Source organism: Fictibacillus aquaticus (genome assembly GCF_002245695.1).
Classification (GTDB): Bacteria; Bacillota; Bacilli; order Bacillales; family Fictibacillaceae; genus Fictibacillus; species Fictibacillus aquaticus.
Map to the genome: position 1 here is coordinate 583,189 of NZ_NOII01000003.1, position 14,945 is coordinate 598,133.

A 14,945-nucleotide genomic window follows, 5' to 3' on the forward strand; every position below is an offset into this window, starting at 1 on the left:
ATCTTAAGAAAAGTGAAAAACCCTCAAGCTTAAACGGCTTGTGGGTTTTTTCGATTAGTATAGTGAGCATTTTAAGTATATCTGCTACAGCAATTTACCTAAGGGGAGCACGTGTTCAGTTTTATTTCAATGTGAGTAATGGTAGTGATAATGTCATCAATGACTTTGCGTTTACAACTAGAACGTATGGTACGGAAATATTCATTTACGATAAAGTCTCAACGACTATAGACTATGCCCAGGAACCAAATTATGAGGTATAGTCGATTGGATGTGATGAATAATGAATCTATAGTAACCCTAATCTAAGGTGTAGTTTTCTTAAATCGGGATTTCTTTTTTTGCTTTTAACAGTACTTTTTGTTCCGTTTTTTAAACAACTGTTTAAAAAAAGAACCTAAGAAATGATAATATAAAGTTATGTAAAATATCACCATAATTCAGATCCGATGAATTGTCTCTCAATCCAACTAGTAGATTGATTAAAAGGCAACTTTAGAGATAATAGAGCAGGAAAGCAAGGGGTTAACATGAAAGAAATATTCGGTGGCAGAAAGCTAATTGCTACGTTTTTTTCTAGTCTTATTTTTTCAATGTATGGAGGGTTTGCTTCTGCTTGGAACAACGGACATCCTGGATATAGTTTCTTAGCATTTACGTTTATGATTATCATGTATGCGGGAGCGATTATCTTTGTTTATGGCAATCTTGCTTCATTAGTTGTAGAGGTGTTACTGATATTTTGGGAAAAGAAAAACAAGTTACGAGTCGCAGTATATATTCTGCTGCACGGGGTTTTCGGCGCATTACCGGCCTTATATGTTAAAAATGCAGGGTTTATTTTACTCGGAGTACCCGTGGCTATTCTATACGCGGTCATCGATTTATGGGTAAAGGACCGGTTTGATAAAGGAAAAAGAATTGTTCTGTTGCCGGCGATCGTATTTGGTTCTTTTGCTTTGATCACGCTGACTCTTGGTCTTTTTGGAAATGCAATTAACAATGCAATAGACCCTTTTACAGCAGAAGACGCGATTGAATATGTAATTTATGAACCTGACAACACTTTGGGGAGTTTCCCGAAAGAGGATAAAGTTGTAACAGAAAATGTATCCGGATATGTTATCACAAGAGAAACCTCTATTAAAAAAACGGGAGATTATTCATATATCATCACTTTAAAAGAGAACTGGACAAAAGGTGAACTGAGCGGCTCATGGACAGCAAAGTATGATGTAGAAAGAGGCTCTTCATGGGTAATACATAGAGATCTACACGAGCCGTTGTTCTCGAAAGAATAGTTAACATAATCGGGGTACGGTACCTTTTCCTGAGGTAACGTACTGATTGGATGATTTATCCAAAATCCTCGGCTGGAAAGAGGGAATCCTTCCAGTAGGGATTTTTATGTACTTACTCATAATTTTGTGTCAGCAAACGATGCCAGTTTTTAATGCGAAAAAAAATTTATAATTTTTGTTTCCTAACTCGCTCGCCATTCGTCTAATAAGTAAATAGAACGCTGCGGCATATCCGGAATGCTGACGGCGATTATTCACAAAAAAGGCGGAGGCAATTTTAAAATGAAAAAAGGTTTTTTGTTTTTCCTAAGTATGGTCATGGCATTTTCAATCTGGGGAGCGTTTGGCGCAAGTGCGGCAAATGCAGCGGCGAAAACGAAAGAGCAGGTTTATCTGGAAAGGGCGCGCGATTTGCAGAGGAGTACGTTTGCCGGCATAAAAACAAAAGCACAGGCTTATGCGTTGATGGAAAAAGGATTTACTACTGAATTCACTCGTAAGTTCGTCAATTATTATTATAAAAGTAAAGGGTTTAACGCAAAAGGGGAGCTGATTTACTCTGTTCCGCCAAGTGATGACATGAGTTACGCTCAAACCGGGTTCTGCTGGAACAAAAAATGCCTAAAAGGAAAGACAAAATACCCTTCTGTCAAATATACAACTAGAGGTGGCAATCTGTTCGTAACCATATCGCAGTATCAGTACAACGAGCTATCTGGCAATCACGTCTACACGGTTAAGATGACCAAGACAAAGGATTCCAAAGAACCGTTAAGAGTTCACTCTATCCAGCGAAAATACGATTGAAATAGGAAAGGAAGTGCGTAGCCCGCGCTTTCTTTTTTATATGTACAGGTCATCTTATCATTGGAATTTATGGTAATATTTAGTTATTGCTCATAAAAGTAAAGGCAGGTTAACGCAAAATGAAAAAGAATTTGTTGTTCTTTTTACCCTTTGTTTTCCTTATAAGTCTTGGAATCTATTATTCTTCTTATCCTTTATTAAAAGAGGAAAGTAAGGAAGAAATCATCCGGTCCATAGAAGAATTTCATAATAACGATGAGGAGCCAGAAGTTACAATCCATCATATTATTAACGATCTTTCCTTCGGCAGTTCAAATAGGATAATTTTATATGAGACGAATAACGAAACAACGGGATATGCCTATTTGGATCGGAACTTATTTGGCCGTTATAAAATCAATTATGTGACTTTAGGCACTTCGGAATTTAGCTATGAACATCTAGAAACGAGTGAAGGACCGTTTTTTCTTTTTTACGGAGAAAACAAAAACAACGTAGAGGCAGTAAACTTACCGATTAGTTACAACATTGAGGATGAAAATACTACTTATAAACTGGAAAAGATGATAACTCTATCAAAAGGAAAGTATTTTTCCTCAGTTAGTACTTTGCCAGAAAAAGTGAAGGATTCTTTCATGGATTCTAATGATTTTCATAACTCAAATTTGGCATTTTTTGAATAGATGCAGAACAGATGCAAACAAGTGCTAGGAGGTTTATATGAGTAGAAAAAAATTGGGGATCACTTTGCTTATAGCAGGTTTATTAATGATTGTATTCAGTCCTGATTTGGCCCTGGAGTGGACATCTTATATTGATTATAGAAGTGATGAAAGATATTTGCTTGATTATGTTATAAGATCCTTTATTTTCATTTCGATTGGATTTACAGGTTTAATCGTAGGTTCTTTTTTACTTATTTTTAAGGGGAACAATAGGAATTGACAAGTAACAAGGGGAGCGAGGTGGACGGCGATGCTAAATAAAATACAAGGTTCCTTGCTTGGCTTTGCGATTGGAGATGCATGGGGAGGCGTTACCGAGTTCATGACGCCGAGTGAAATTAGGGAGAAGTATGGGAGCGTGGATGATTATACATTCGGCGGAGGGGTGTGGAATTTAGCACCTGGAGAGACGACCGATGATACCGCCATGACCATCGCTGTGGCGAAAGGGATTCTGGCTTGCCCTGAAGATCCGCTTGAAGAGATCGGCAAGGAATTCTTGTTATGGAGAGATTCAAGACCAAAGGATATTGGGAATATCATTCAAACCGCGTTCGATTGTTATGAAGGCGATTGGTTCGATGCTGCCCTCAAAACACATGAATATTTGAATGGAAGAAGTGCAGGCAACGGAACTCTTATGCGATGTCTGCCGATCGCGCTATACTATTCTGATCCCGATAAAATGACAGAGATTACGATACAGCAATCCAAAATGACACACTATGACGATACGGCGTCAGAGGCTTGCGTCATCTATAACCAAATTGCGCGCAGGCTGCTTGAAGGGGAAGAGCTAAAAGAATCCATTGCAGCTGAGGTACAGGGCACAAGATATGAAGGCATATTTGAAGAAGAGCCAGACTGCCCGGCAGATGGCTATGTCGTTCATACGCTGAAATGGGTCCTGCATTACCTGTGGCGGTATGATTCCTACAAAAAAATGATGACAGCTGCCGCAAACAAAGGCGGAGACAGTGACACGATTGCCGCAATTGCAGGCGGGCTAAAGGGAATTCATGTTGGATTAGAAGGACTAGGTGTGGACACTTCGAGATTACTGGGTGAAAAAGAGCTAATGACATTAGGAGAGAGAATTTATCGTAGTAGATTAGAAGTTAAGCATGCTAAGTAGTAAGGGTTCTCTCGTCGAATGTTTAATAATTACAAAAAAGCCTTCTCTTTATAAAGAGAAAGCTTTTTGTTATAAAACGCTGAGATATAGATCGAGTGAGGCTTCAGTTTCTAAAGCGATTAGGTGGATGAAGTCATCATAGTTTTTGGTTGTGTGGGCTTTGTCTAGTGCTTCGTAGTAAGCAAGGCGATTTTGTATTTTAATGATAATTGGAGGGAAGCCTGCCTTCAGTAATTCAAGATTCATTAAGAGGCGGGAGGTTCGTCCGTTTCCGTCTATGAAAGGATGGATACCTACGAAAATGGCATGTAGTTTAGCGGCCCGTTCTATTGGATGCAGTTTTTGTGCGTCGCAGTTAAACCAATTCATCATCTCTTCCATTTCTTCTTGAATTCGAAAATGAGGCGGTGGTGTATGCTGAGCGCCTGCAATGAGGACTTGTTGATCTCGGTAAACACCTGCATAGTCATCATGAATTCCTTTGAGCACCAGGCGATTAAGGTTTTTTATCTGCCATTCAGAAAATGGTTCGTTCTTCTGTACAATGTCTTCTACATAAAGAATAGCGTCACGATGATTAATGACTTCTAAATGTTCCCTCATCGTTTTGCCACCAACAGTAATCCCCTCAAGAACAACCTTTGTTTCATTCATTGTGAGCGTATTGCCCTCGATTGCATTAGAATGATAGGTCCATTCCAATAACATCTTTTCCCTCAAACTATTCAAAGTGTGCTTAGGTAGTGGTCTTTTTAAATCGAGCTGCATCTTCTTTTCGTCAATAGAAGTAAACATGATGACATCCGCCTCCTTTCATTTTCAAATGGACAGTTGATAAATGTCTAAGAATCTCGGCTACCGTATCTCGAAATCAAATGAATCTATTTACCTTACAAAATCCTTTTGTTTTAAGGTTAATGGTTATATTTAATTATATATAATTACACTATTTATGTACACGAGGAAGCGGAGGCGGATGGTTCCTGGGCTTCATTTTAATAGGGTATGACAATGGTAACAGCGAGTTTGACGATTAAAGTGAATTAAATTTACAGAAACTAAAACCCCGATTCAAAATGTTGAATCAGGGTTTCATTTTCTTTGGCTAATTTTAAACAACTGTTTAAAAATCCATTATTTCTTCATCCCATTCCCCAAAACCTCATTCGTGTTTTTATCAATAAATACTGTAATCTCTTCATCATGGGTTTTAAACGAGACGATGACTAATTCCTTACCTTGTACATTCACATATTTGTCTGTTTTATTGTTCTTTATTTCTGTATCTCCAGTAGGTGTATAGCTCGTGACCTGTGCCAGCTTCCAATTCTTTATCGTTTTTTGAGAACGGGGATGTACATAATCGTATGCTATTTTTATTTCCTTAGAGTAAATGATCGAGTCGCCAAACCAGATGTAAGAGAGTATCAAAACGGGTATTAACAGTGTGATGATTAATTGTATTTTCCTCATATTAGCCCCCTTGGTTATCGGCGTAGTGTTTGTTTTCATAATTTTACCATTTATAGGCATTTTCACGCTACGCAAATATATCAGCAGTCTTTTTTTAGGCACTTTCTCAAGTCCTGGGCATATGATGATGGCAATAAGTCTTAAGGGAGTGGGTACTGTGCATGATACAGCGAATACACAGCCACAGGGTTTGGAATTCATTCTTGCTGGAATTCAAAGAGAACGTTCGCTATTGGAATGCTATAACCGTTTAGCACATGCGGCACCAGATCAGAATCACAGGAACGCTATTTTTTATGCTTTAGAGTCGAAAAAAAATCATTTGAGGTATTTTACAGAACTGTACACCACATTAACAGGAAAACAGCCTGAGTATGAAAGACGTCATGTGGAGTTTCAAAGTTACGAAGAGGGACTGCAAAAAGCGTATCAGATAGAGGAAGAGGGCTGCCAGTTCTATCAAAGCAACTATTATCGCTGTTATCATCCTTATGTTCAGCAAGCGTTATTACAAGCGGCTTACCAAAAAAGAGCAAGTGCTGAGCGTCTTGGATGGTTAAAAAAGCGTATTCCTATTGAATTGAGAGATTATGGCGGCAAACCGTTTGTTGTTAACATTGACGAAGCTTCAAAACAAAATAAAACGTACCGAACGGCTTTATGGACAGGAGACAAATTGCAAGTGACGCTTATGAGCATAGGGGTAGGGGAAGACATCGGTTTAGAAGTTCATCCTACGACCGATCAATTTTTGCGTATAGAAGAAGGTCAAGGACTTGTACAGATGGGTGACAGTCCCAATAACTTAGATTATCAAGTCCAAGCTTATGATGACTTCGCAATTATGATACCCGCTGGAAAATGGCACAACCTGACCAATACCGGAAGAAAACCAATTAAACTGTATGCGATATACGCCCCGCCTGAGCACCCGTTTGGTACTGTTCATGAAACGAAGGCTATTGCGATAGCAGCGGAATGAATAGGGAAGCACGGAAAATCACAAAAAATCCGAGTAAAGACTTTAAACAAAGTCCATACTCGGATACTTTTTTATTATCTAGTCGCAGCGTACACATCGATGACTCCGTTTCCATAATAGAACGAATCACCAAGTGGTACAGCTGTATCATTTAGCTTCTGACGTACTTGGACGTTGGAGAGTCCTGGGTTGCCTGCCATGATGAGGGCGGCAGCTCCTGCAACATGAGGTGAAGCCATTGAGGTTCCATTATAGCTGCTGTATCCGTTTCCTGGAACCGTACTAAGAATGCTCACACCTGGGGCCATAACCTCGAGCTCAGTACCTACGCTAGAGAATGAAGCGCGGTTGTTGCTGGAATCGACAGCGCCGACTGCCATTACTGATGTATATTTAGCAGGATATCCGATCGTATTCTGCTTACCTTTCGTTCCGGAATTACCAGCAGCCGCAACGACTAGCACACCTGAGTTATAGGCGTTGTCACATGCTGCTTTAAGCGCTGTTGAGCCAGAGCTTCCGCCTAAGCTCATGTTGATGACATCCATATTGTTGGCAACAGCCCATTCAATTCCTTGAATGATGCCGCTGTAAGTTCCGCTTCCAGAACTGTCGAGAACTTTTACGGCATAAATGTCAGCTGAATAAGCTACACCAAGTACACCTGTTGTATTATTTAATGCCGCAACAGTACCAGCCACGTGCGTACCATGACTGTTGCCGTCTGTCAGCGCATTCGGCTCACCCGCAACAAAGCTCGCACCGCCGCGGACGTTCAAATCCTCATGCGAAGCGTCAATTCCTGTATCCAAAACAGCAACCTTTACACCAGATCCAGTATTTCCAGTTGCATGCACTTGATTCGCTTTAATATGAGGAATTCCCCATGGCGTTGATTGACCGATCGCATATGCCATCTGATCTTCTTCCACATAGGCCACGTTCGGGTTCTTCTTTAGTGCTTCAGCCGCAGCTTCAGGCATTGAAACAAGCATCGTATTCATGAATTTATACTGATGCTTAACCTGCCCACCTAAATTTTTCACATTGTTTATTTGAGCTGTTTGTATATCTGATTTAAAACCAACGAGGAAGTTTTTCGGACCTTTGTCTGCTGGAGCAGCCGATGCGGAGAAATGCAGATGACCCGCAAATAAGGATAGAACAAATAATAAGCTGAGTACAGCACTAAATGATCGTAAGACAGCTTTCATTTCTTTTCCCCCAATCATGATTTTATAACAATCAAACCATGTGCTCTTGGTGGTCAGGTCCCGGGCCCGTATGTATATTTCAGAAAAGTTTGACTATTACTCGGTAATCGTAACATAAACAATTTAATTACCATATCGGGAAAATAATGGTTGTAAATAGAGTGTAAAGAGCTAAAGAACGGCTTCTTTTTCCCAATAAACAAACCACCACCAATAGTGTTATAATAAAAGTTTTTAACTTTCATTGAGAAACTATTTAGGTGCTTAAATTCTGCATTAGTCGACAAAACTAGAGCGGTTTTTTATTGAAATGTCTTAAAAGATAGATAGAGAGTAACGATAAATAGGATAGAGAAAGAAAATGGAGTAAGCAGTAAGGAGAGGGAACAGTGAAAGAGAAGATAGAACAAGCACTAGATCAAGCAAAAGCGTCCATCGAGTTGGAAAACATAGAGATCACGCCGGAACATACTGAACTTGTGAGAGCTCGATTAATGGATGAAATATCGGAGGAGGAGTTCCAGCGGAGGGTTTTGGAGTTGGTCTTAGACAAGAAATAGGAAAACATCCTGCTGCTAGTACAGGATGCTTTCGCGATTAATCTCTGTTTTGAAATAATTCAGCATCAATCAAGGCATTGGCGGATGTGGATAGGTTCACTTACCATCACAAATTATTGTTTAGTAAGCTTAATGGTGGTCTTGTCTATCGTAAGTGTGATCGTATTATTACTGTTTTTTACAGCAGTAAAAGGTTGCTGCTCCCATTCCTTGTTAGACGTACCGGTAATATCGCCTTTGATGCTGTCCGCTGTGTATCCACTCACACCGACGGCAACATCCTCACCACTGTCCAGGTTCTTAATTCCCATAAACCCGCCTTCCATGATGTAGAAGGTTATGTTTGTTTTGCCAGTATCGGATTTCCATTGATTCTGGGCGAATGTTTTGTTCACGAACTCAACGTACTTGTTGTAGTCCAATACTTTTTCTTCTTTTTCAGCGATCATTCCTTCGTATGTTTTTTCCGTGCGGGTCAGTTCACTGAAGTCTGATATTTCGCCGTATTTATCATGAATTTGAACGTTTATCCCGTTTTCCGTTAAAAAACTAAACGTTGCTTTCTTACCGATTAGGATGGCACCCTCCTGATCTGCAGCTGATTGGTAGTCTGTCACTTCAGCGGTTACGACGTCGGCGTTTTTCTTGCTTCCCGTCCTTTTAAATGTAAAGATGTAGTCCTTTTTCTTATTATGTAATGTAAAGGTGTTGCCGTTCTCACGAATTGTAAAAAATCCTCCGCTATCGTTGGTCAAAATGCCGTCACTATTTAGCCAGCTGCCGGAGAGAGCATAGTTTTTCTGCTCGCGGTTTTTCGCTTTTTCCTCGCCACAGCCAGCAAATCCCCCTAGAATAAGCAGACCTATCCACAATAACATTAGTTGCCTCATATATATCCCCCTTACATCTTAACTATTACACAAAAGGTTAATTTTGGATATAATGATTGTGGCAGTAATAGATTGATAGATTTCGCCGTGTTTGAAAGACTAACAGAATAATACATACAGAAAGAGAGCGTTGATTTTGTTTAAAAACCTTAAATTGCTTATCAGCACAATTATTGCAGGATCCCTGCTATGGAGTCCTTTTGAAGCTTCGGCGGCAGAGTTGCTGAAGCCGATGTCAGGACCGGCTAAAACAGATATTATTCAGAAGTGGGAGACTACGGACAAGAACCGTTATACTTCGGCAAATCCTTTTACAGTTAAGCCGTCTATTAAAAGCCCTTATTTAGCAGGGGCGCTATCTCCTGAATACATCACACAAGGGGAAAATACGGCAAACTTTTACCGTTATTTATCAGGTTTGCCTATGAATCTGAAAAGTTTAAATGAGTTAAACGATCTGTCTCAGCATGGATCGGTGCTGTTGGCAAAGCACGGTTATTTAAGCCATTTTCCATCGAAGCCGTCTGATATGTCGTCTGATTTTTATTACAAAGGCTATCATTCTGCATCGACCAGTAACATTGCCATGCTGAGCTATGACATGAGCCGTAATATGCTGTCACGTACGGTGGATATGTACATGGAGGATTCAAGTCCTTCTAACATGGAAACGGTCGGCCACCGGATGTGGATCCTTTCTCCTTATGTTTCTTCCATTGGATTCGGATTAGCGGCAGATGATTATTATGCTTACTCTGCCATGAACGTATTTGCTCAAGCTGCTGACACGCCGTATTTTCCGTTCTCGTACGTTGCGTACCCTGGCAATGGTGTGTACCCTAAGGAATATTTTAAGACTAACTACCCTTGGTCGATTGGAATAGATTCCAAGATTACGCCTCAGGACAATGTCAAGGTAACGTTGACTCGTAAATCAGACGGCAAGAAGTGGACATTCTCCAATGCTGGTTCGGACGGCTTCTTCTCAGTCTCATTAGAAGGCTATGGCAATGTGAATGGAATCATATTCAAACCAGATAATCTGGATTACATACAGGATGGGGAAGTGTTCAGCGTTCAGGTGACAGGTTTAAAGGATTCTTTCGGCAAAGAATGGTCCATCGCCCATGAGACGGAATTCTTTGACCTGTTAAAAGATAAAACATACGGCAAAGTGATTGAAGAAGGAAGTAAGAGCCCGATCGCTGATGCGGATGTAAGTTTTTTTCGCATCATAAACGGTGAGAGAGTGTTTTATAAAACAATCAAAACCAATGAAGACGGTGAGTTCGAATACACGGGCTTTCCGGTTGGAGAGTATGAGGTTGTTTTCGAGAAAAGCGGGTACAGCCGATCAACGCTTGGCGGTTTTTATATCGAAAACGATGAGAACCGCTACAGCGATTATTTAGGTGAATTTGAACTTTCGCCTGAGTATGATTATGAGCCACCAGCTGCTCCAACTGTCAACGAAGTGAGCGATCAGTCTGTGGCTGTGACGGGTAATGCTGAACCGGCGTCTGTTGTTACTGTTGAAACAGGGACACTCGTAGTTGGAAAAGCAACAGCTGATGAAGATGGCAAGTTTTCCATCGCGATTCCTAAACAAAAAGCAGGTTCACGACTTAAGGTGTATGCGACCGACGCCACAGGAAACATAAGTCCTGCTGTCTACTTAACGGTAAGTGATGCAACAGCTCCGCCGGCTCCATCCGTGAATGCTGTCGATGACAACGATACTGTGGTAACGGGTAGAGCGGAAGCAGGAGCAGCAATCAGCGTGAAGTCAGGGGATCGAGTCATCGGAACTGCAACAGCTGTTGGGGGCGTGTTTTCTGTTAAAGTGAGCAAACAGAAAGCGGGAACGAAGCTTACTTTAGTTGCGGAAGATCAGGCTGGCAACGTCAGTAAATCTGCGAGCGTGACAGTTGTGGATAAAACTGCGCCAGGTGTACCTGTTGTAAATGCGGTCGATGATAATGATTTGAAAGTGACTGGCAAAACTGAATCCGGTGCAACGGTTGTAGTGAAATACGGTACGCGTGTCATCGGTCAGACGGTTGCCGCGAGTACAGGTTCTTTTACCATTAAGGTAGCTAAGCAAAAAGCCGGGACGAAGCTGAGCGTTACGGCTGCGGATAAAGCGAAGAACATTAGTGGGGCGAAAACGGTCATTGTATTGGATAAGACTCCTCCAAAAGCTCCAACTGTTAACCGAGTAGACAGTAATGATACTCGCGTAACCGGAAAAGCTGAAGCAGGAGCGTCGATTGTAATCAAATCGGGGTCGAAGGTTATCGGCAGAGGAACTGCGAATTCAAAGGGCTCTTTCACTATCAAGATCAGCAAGCAAAAAGCAGGTGTTAAGCTTGGTGTGACGGCTGCTGATAAAGCGAAGAATACGAGTGCTGCTGCTGTTGTTAAGGTTGTGAAAGCGTAGTAAAAAATGATTAATAGACTCCATCGGCCAACTTATCGAGCTGGGGAGTCTGTTTTATTGTAGAGCTGGATTTCACGGAGGTTAGCTTTTGTTAAAGGGAAGTCATGTCAGTAGTTTACTATAAAAGTGTGAATAGAAAAGGAAGATACTATTAAGATGTGACTAGTTTTATAACAACAAACTATTCGATTTCACTAGGAACTTAGAACCTGAAATTGTTGAGAATATCCCCATTTTTCGTTAAATATACCCGTTTCAAACACTCGCAGCAGCGGAAAACAATAACATCATGACTCAGGCGGGTGATAACGTGATAATTCGTACTGGCAAGGTGTATGACAACAGCAATGGGTATTTCTTTTATCCGGCAGTGTGGAGAGACGAGTTTGGTATCAAAGTGGGTGATACTGTGGGGATTGATAGCTTACAAGGCGAAGTGGTCATCGATAAGCGTGAGAGAAAATATAAACGGAAGATTTTAGATAGAGGGAAGGTAAACATTCCATTAGAACTTAGAGTCCAATTACAGGATGTTTGCTATGAAATACTTATAGAACAAGATAAAGAGAGAGTTATTTTGACGCCGAAATAAATACCCAGGGATACACCAGTCTGTGCTCTAAGTAGAACGTCTATTCGTGTATAATGAAGACAAATTCTTAAAGGGGGCACTTATGAACGCAATCGATTTGATCATCCTAAATTTTAAAGAGGTTAGAAGAAGGAGCATAAAGGTTTGGACTTCAATTCCAGCAGAAAAACTTCATTGGAAGCCAGATAATGAAGCGATGACTTGTTTAGAGATGGTTAGACATGTATTAGAAAGTGAACATTACTATCACTTGGCCATCCAAAACAGAGGAAGCCTCTCTGCGTTTGACTCTCCATTTGAAAGCCCTCCTTACACTACCGTGGAAGCAGAGTTAGATTTTGCAGACAAATATAGAGTAAAGTTTTTAGATACAGTAAGATCGTTTTCGGAAGATGATTTGAATTCTATCAAAATTAATCGTTCAGAATCAGGATACATAAGAGATCTAGGAGATATGCTGCTGCGAATCGCTTATCATGAATCGGTACATACTGGGCAGCTATTAGACTATTTAAGGACAGCAGACATTCCTAGAGTTAAAATTTGGGATTGATGTGCTAGTGCTTTGTGTGTTTCATTGGGTCTCTATTTTTGTGGCGTGGGTGAGGGGGCGAGCGGCGGGGGTTTTGCTTTGTGTGGCGCGAGTAGAAGCTGAAGTGGCGCAGGAAGAAGGAATCGGCGCAAGATAAGTGGATTGTGGCGCAGGAGCAAGTTCGCGCCGCTTAAGAGTAAGGGTAAGTGGCGAGGGCAGTAAGTGAAGCGGCGCAGGAGAACTAAAAATAGTCCTCTTTAGGCAAGTTAAAAGCCCCTTGGATAGTCACCGGCGCAAGATGTTGTTAAACCCGCGTGAGTTTAGACTCAACCAGCGTGAGATAGCCCGAAAAACCTCCTAAACGGCGCAAGAAGGAAGGCAGACTGCGGTCTGCCTTCTTTTTTTATGAGAGGGAACTAACTAGTCGGTAGCCGGGGTACGGTACGCAGAAGGGAGTGCGCAATCTAGCTTGTCTAGCCTCGCCAGACCCGCAAATCAAGATTTAGACCCGTAAATTTTAATTCCGACCCGAGAATTCCCCACTTCGACCCGCAAATTCCAGATTAGACCCGCAAATGCTCTCACAGCGATTTCCCACCCTCTGAACCTGCCCGCACTCCGGCATCTCCACCCCATTAAACGTTTAAATCCCAACTAATTTAGAAATAATGGCTAATATATTTGTTTTGAGCCTTGATGCGGGGAGTTTTGTTGATGTTTAGAAAACGGCCGAATAAAAAGTTGAATAACGATCAAGCTCAGCTTACCCAAGAGAACAGTACAGCGCAGGCGGAACTGGCACAGCAAGGGGAAGCGTTCACTCCTGAACTTCTGGAGAATCTCCGCCGGATAAAGGAGATACTTGGGGGAAGCTCTGATCTAGTGATGACTGACTTTATCCTTGGGGGGCACGAGGCGGCTTTGCTGTATATGGACGGGATGGTCGATAAGGTGGCGATCAACCACTTTTTTGAGCACATTAACCGTACGCCTGAAATGATGAAGTATTCTAATTTCCTTTCACAAGAAGAGGAAGGGACGGCTGACTTTTTTAAGCTGCTTTCTACACCTGTTAATCGGTTAGATGAAATCCGTTTTTTTCGGGAAGCGATAAGAGCGATTCTTGCCGGCAATGCTGTTTTGCTTGTTAACTCTGTTACACATGGTCTTGTGATCGATTCGAAAGGACATAAAGGCCGGGCTGTGACCGAGTCGTCTACCGAAAATGTGGTGCGCGGGCCAAAAGAGGCGTTCAACGAAAACGGGCTGATAAATACAACTCTTATCAGAAGAAAAATTAAAGACCCGAGGCTGCGAGTTGAGAGAAAAGTGATCGGTAATGTCACGCAAACCTCTGTTGCGGTCATTCACATACACGGGATCGCGAACGACAAACTTGTAAAAGAGGTACACGCGCGGCTCGATAAAATTGATATCGATGGTATTCTTGAGAGCAATTATATAGAAGAATTTATTCAAGATGAGGTGTACACGCCGTTTCCAACGGTATTTAACACGGAACGGCCGGATGTCGTTGCGGCTGCATTATTAGAGGGGCGGATCGCGATTGTCATCGACGGAACGCCGTTCGTTTTGCTCGTGCCGGCGCTGTTCACGCACTTTTTCCAGGCAGCAGAGGACTATTATCAGCGGTGGGATATCGCGACATTGCTAAGGCTGCTGAGGATATCAGCTTTTTTTATCTCGATGCTCGGCCCTGCGGTCTATATCGCCGTCATCAACTTTCATCAGGAAATGCTGCCGACACCGCTGCTTATCAGTCTGGCGGCACAGCGGGAGGGGGTTCCTTTTCCGGCTATTGTTGAGGCGCTGATCATGGAGGTCACACTCGAAATTCTGCGTGAAGCAGGATTGCGTCTGCCAAAAGCCATCGGTCAGACCGTTTCGATCGTCGGAGCACTCGTTATCGGCCAGGCGGCGGTTGAGGCGGGGATTATCTCGGCGGCGATGGTTATTGTCGTGGCGATTACGGCGATCTCCAACTTTATTTTGCCGGCATATAACATGGGCATCTCGATTCGAATTATTCGCTTCGTGTTCATGTTCCTGGCCGGGACGTTCGGCCTTTACGGCATTGCGGCAGGATTGTTCGCTCTGGCGCTTCATCTGTGCAGCATTCGTTCGTTCGGAATTCCGTATATGGATCCATTGGCACCTTTTGTTCCGGATGACATGAAGGATACGTTTTGGCGAAAACCGATATTCCGCCTCATCACACGTCCGCGGCTGATCAGCCAGAAGAATAATCAAAGGCAATCCAAATCCAAGTAGAA

15 protein-coding genes are annotated in these 14,945 nt (G+C 42.0%); 11 read left to right on the forward strand and 4 right to left on the reverse strand.

Going from position 1 to position 14,945, the window contains the following annotated elements:
* The first annotated feature begins 530 nt into the window (after nucleotides 1–530).
* The 5 genes from CGZ90_RS13280 to CGZ90_RS13300 all read left to right on the forward strand — a co-directional run bounded on the left by CGZ90_RS13280 (nucleotide 531) and on the right by CGZ90_RS13300 (nucleotide 3,968).
* Nucleotides 531–1,301 (forward strand): hypothetical protein, encoded by a 771-nt coding sequence (locus CGZ90_RS13280; protein WP_094252980.1) that lies wholly within the window; start codon nucleotides 531–533, stop codon nucleotides 1,299–1,301.
* Between the two features lie 282 nt (nucleotides 1,302–1,583).
* The gene (locus CGZ90_RS13285; protein ID WP_133063590.1) at nucleotides 1,584–2,108 is read left to right on the forward strand and encodes a hypothetical protein; all 525 of its coding nucleotides are present in this window, start codon (nucleotides 1,584–1,586) and stop codon (nucleotides 2,106–2,108) included.
* Nucleotides 2,109–2,227: 119 nt separating this feature from the next.
* Nucleotides 2,228–2,791, forward strand: coding sequence for a hypothetical protein (locus CGZ90_RS13290; RefSeq protein WP_094252982.1), 564 nt, complete (start codon nucleotides 2,228–2,230; stop codon nucleotides 2,789–2,791).
* A gap of 37 nt (nucleotides 2,792–2,828) precedes the next feature.
* Nucleotides 2,829–3,053, forward strand: a complete 225-nt coding sequence (locus tag CGZ90_RS13295) for a hypothetical protein (RefSeq protein ID WP_094252983.1) — start codon at nucleotides 2,829–2,831, stop codon at nucleotides 3,051–3,053.
* A gap of 30 nt (nucleotides 3,054–3,083) precedes the next feature.
* Complete coding sequence (locus CGZ90_RS13300; protein ID WP_094252984.1) at nucleotides 3,084–3,968, forward strand: ADP-ribosylglycohydrolase family protein; 885 nt, start codon at nucleotides 3,084–3,086, stop codon at nucleotides 3,966–3,968.
* Nucleotides 3,969–4,037: 69 nt separating this feature from the next.
* Here the strand turns inward: CGZ90_RS13300 and CGZ90_RS13305 are convergent, their stop codons facing one another.
* On the reverse strand, nucleotides 4,038–4,763 hold the full coding sequence (locus tag CGZ90_RS13305; protein WP_094252985.1) for a Fic family protein: 726 nt from the start codon (nucleotides 4,761–4,763) through the stop codon (nucleotides 4,038–4,040).
* 339 nt (nucleotides 4,764–5,102) lie between these two features.
* Nucleotides 5,103–5,441, reverse strand: a complete 339-nt coding sequence (locus CGZ90_RS13310; protein WP_094252986.1) for a hypothetical protein — start codon at nucleotides 5,439–5,441, stop codon at nucleotides 5,103–5,105.
* Nucleotides 5,442–5,598: 157 nt separating this feature from the next.
* On the opposite strand from CGZ90_RS13310, the gene CGZ90_RS13315 reads away from it, so the two are divergent.
* Entirely contained in the window at nucleotides 5,599–6,423 is an 825-nt protein-coding gene (locus tag CGZ90_RS13315) for a cupin domain-containing protein (RefSeq protein ID WP_240515434.1), read from the forward strand.
* A gap of 74 nt (nucleotides 6,424–6,497) precedes the next feature.
* Here the strand turns inward: CGZ90_RS13315 and CGZ90_RS13320 are convergent, their stop codons facing one another.
* Nucleotides 6,498–7,637, reverse strand: a complete 1,140-nt coding sequence (locus CGZ90_RS13320; protein WP_094252987.1) for a S8 family peptidase — start codon at nucleotides 7,635–7,637, stop codon at nucleotides 6,498–6,500.
* Nucleotides 7,638–8,026: 389 nt separating this feature from the next.
* Here CGZ90_RS13320 and CGZ90_RS20770 point away from each other — a divergent pair, with 389 nt between their 5' ends.
* Nucleotides 8,027–8,197, forward strand: a complete 171-nt coding sequence (locus CGZ90_RS20770; protein ID WP_165766850.1) for a hypothetical protein — start codon at nucleotides 8,027–8,029, stop codon at nucleotides 8,195–8,197.
* A gap of 113 nt (nucleotides 8,198–8,310) precedes the next feature.
* Here the strand turns inward: CGZ90_RS20770 and CGZ90_RS13325 are convergent, their stop codons facing one another.
* Nucleotides 8,311–9,087, reverse strand: a complete 777-nt coding sequence (locus CGZ90_RS13325; RefSeq protein ID WP_094252988.1) for a hypothetical protein — start codon at nucleotides 9,085–9,087, stop codon at nucleotides 8,311–8,313.
* A 136-nt stretch (nucleotides 9,088–9,223) separates the two neighbouring features.
* Between CGZ90_RS13325 and CGZ90_RS13330 the strand changes: the two genes are divergently transcribed.
* From CGZ90_RS13330 to CGZ90_RS13345, 4 genes are all read left to right on the forward strand, one after another.
* Complete coding sequence (locus tag CGZ90_RS13330; protein WP_094252989.1) at nucleotides 9,224–11,527, forward strand: Ig-like domain-containing protein; 2,304 nt, start codon at nucleotides 9,224–9,226, stop codon at nucleotides 11,525–11,527.
* Between the two features lie 310 nt (nucleotides 11,528–11,837).
* A complete protein-coding gene (locus CGZ90_RS13335) occupies nucleotides 11,838–12,119 on the forward strand; it encodes a hypothetical protein (RefSeq protein WP_094252990.1) in 282 nt (93 codons plus the stop codon).
* Nucleotides 12,120–12,201: 82 nt separating this feature from the next.
* Nucleotides 12,202–12,672: a DinB family protein gene (locus tag CGZ90_RS13340; protein ID WP_094252991.1), complete on the forward strand. Its 471-nt coding sequence runs from the start codon at nucleotides 12,202–12,204 to the stop codon at nucleotides 12,670–12,672.
* 693 nt (nucleotides 12,673–13,365) lie between these two features.
* Nucleotides 13,366–14,943 (forward strand): spore germination protein, encoded by a 1,578-nt coding sequence (locus CGZ90_RS13345; protein WP_165766851.1) that lies wholly within the window; start codon nucleotides 13,366–13,368, stop codon nucleotides 14,941–14,943.
* Nucleotides 14,944–14,945 lie beyond the last annotated feature (2 nt).